Annotated in this window: 4 protein-coding genes; 3 read left to right on the top strand and 1 reads right to left on the bottom strand. The window is 34.2% G+C overall.

What is annotated here, in order from left to right:
- Positions 1-195 (bottom strand): TM2 domain-containing protein (locus CD126_RS11645; RefSeq protein WP_103370518.1); only part of this gene is annotated, 195 nt, incomplete at its 3' end.
- Between the two features lie 269 nt (positions 196-464).
- On the opposite strand from CD126_RS11645, the gene tsaT reads away from it, so the two are divergent.
- From tsaT to CD126_RS12205, 3 genes are all read left to right on the top strand, one after another.
- On the top strand, positions 465-656 hold the full coding sequence (tsaT, locus tag CD126_RS11640; RefSeq protein ID WP_002472307.1) for a type II toxin-antitoxin system toxin TsaT: 192 nt from the start codon (positions 465-467) through the stop codon (positions 654-656).
- Between the two features lie 39 nt (positions 657-695).
- A complete protein-coding gene (locus CD126_RS11635) occupies positions 696-947 on the top strand; it encodes a hypothetical protein (protein ID WP_002472308.1) in 252 nt (83 codons plus the stop codon).
- A 748-nt stretch (positions 948-1,695) separates the two neighbouring features.
- The gene (locus CD126_RS12205) at positions 1,696-1,866 is read left to right on the top strand and encodes a hypothetical protein (RefSeq protein ID WP_002472296.1); all 171 of its coding nucleotides are present in this window, start codon (positions 1,696-1,698) and stop codon (positions 1,864-1,866) included.
- Positions 1,867-2,047: the final 181 nt, after the last annotated feature.

The following is a 2,047-nucleotide window of genomic DNA, read 5'->3' as shown; positions in this document are numbered from 1 at the left end:
AGATGTGTATAAGAGACAGGGTTTAAGTAACGTAATAATAGCGCCAATAATCGCTAGGATGTGTGGCACTCCTGTCCAGAAGAATACTGCGAAAAGTAAGCCAACTAAAGGTTTACCTGCGTAGAATTTATGAATTCCAAACGAACCTAATAACACAGCAAGTAAAATATAAAGCCATTTGTTTACTTCGTTCATCTTTCGCACCTCTTTTATATCTTTATTATACTTTTAGTATAACCGCCTTTTACCTTTACCACCACGGACTTAAGACCTATATATGCGACCTACTTTCTGAGGATAGATCATCAATTAGTAAGCATACTCATCTTGCACAAAAGCCAAAAATATTCATGAAACTGCCACATCTCATATAAGTGTCGACTCTATTGTGAAGAACGATTAAGTGGTACAATGTATTAATGTATTTCAAGTTACGTTACGTAGAATGAGTTGGAGGTGGAAGTATGTCCATTCACTATATATTTTTACTCACTGTATCAATTATCTTCCTTATTGCAGGAATTATCACTTTATCATTGTATAAAGCTAAACGTAGTCAAGAATCGAAAGAATCTCTCTTAGGCATCACCGTTATGTTATTCATCTTCGGTGTTGTCGGCACACTGTTCGCATTAATCTTCGGCTGGCTCATTTAACAAGCCGACATCAAGGTTGATCATTAGGAGGCACGCACTATGCAATTACGTTTCTATCCTAATTGGGAAGTGGATAATCAAAGTAAAAAAGAGATTGCAATTCAAGAAGACGATACTTCAGTATCTGTTATCAGTCCGATTAATAATTACGCTTTTGGCATCTTAGCTGAAGCACATTTCGTCGTGCAGAATCAGCAAATTATCGATGTCAATATTGAACATCATAGTGAAGAGATTGAAATGACAGCAAATCAAGAAAGTCATATTATTATGATCAGAGATATAACATAACTCTAGCGTATAAAAATTTTAACAGTTAAGAGTCCTAACTGTTAGTCCGCTTTCTTGTAAAGCGCACTTAAGCACTCTAACTGTCGATGTAAGAAATATTCACCTACGCCAGGTTATCTCGCGTTACACTTTAGTTAAGATAAAACAAAGGAGGTAATTCAAATGGCAGTAGCAAACATCATCGGTGGTATCATCAAATTAATCAAAACTTTAGTTGACACTTTCGCTAAAAAATAATTTGATACCTTAATACTTAGCACCCCTTCAATTCAAGGGGTGTTTTTTACTGCTAACAGAGTGGCAAGCTTTGTTAGTAGTTTTTCGCATATAAAAAGACCCCTAATTAAAGGGGCCTTATACTATAACGGGAGTAATGAATCTTCTACATGCTCCGGGGCATGTAGAAAATTCATCTCCGTTATTTTCACATGCCCTAGAGCATGCAAAGCAATTATAAAATTTGCTTTCTTAAATTGCAAATACTTTTAAAAATACAAAGAATTTATTCACAATCCGAATTACAAACCGAATCGATTTACAGTAACGCAGAAAAATCAAACAGCTTGGGAAAGACATTTAAGAAATTGGAGCACCCTGACTATTGAAATATTTGCCCTAACTTAAATATAATCCATGAAAAACGGGTAAAATAATATTAAGGTATCTATTTCAAATTTCAAAGGTGCACGTAAACATCATCAATTTAAATAGAGAACTTCCTTACATCATTACGTAAAGGAGGATGTTTATGATTTATGTAGCTATTATTATTACTATTCTAGGCATTATCTTTCTCAGTATGAGTAAGACGAAACCGAAATCACGTCAGTCCTTTCTTAGTTTAGGTGTCGTGTGCCTCATCATAGGCATCGTATCTTTAATCGGTCTACTCATTAATAAGATCGTCACAGGCGCATAAAGACTTATCTAGCAGTTCCTTACACGAAAGAGGATAAGTCTACGGATTGAGATTTATAGCATTCACTTTGCATATTAATCTCAATCCTTTTTTATTAACTCATCTGGATATGATTTGGTTTTACAAATATTTAACTTTCATTTAACATATATAATTACTTAATCTGATGTTAATACATTTA

It is taken from the genome of Staphylococcus pettenkoferi (assembly GCF_002902685.1).
Classification (GTDB): Bacteria; Bacillota; Bacilli; order Staphylococcales; family Staphylococcaceae; genus Staphylococcus; species Staphylococcus pettenkoferi.
This window is presented reverse-complemented; position numbering and strand designations above follow the sequence as displayed.

Bases quoted from the DNA above. Each gene is read 5' to 3' on its own strand.
- tsaT (WP_002472307.1), top strand. From the start codon at position 465: ATGTCCATTCACTATATATTTTTACTCACTGTATCAATTATCTTCCTT.
- CD126_RS11635 (WP_002472308.1), top strand. From the start codon at position 696: ATGCAATTACGTTTCTATCCTAATTGGGAAGTGGATAATCAAAGTAAA.
- CD126_RS12205 (WP_002472296.1), top strand. From the start codon at position 1,696: ATGATTTATGTAGCTATTATTATTACTATTCTAGGCATTATCTTTCTC.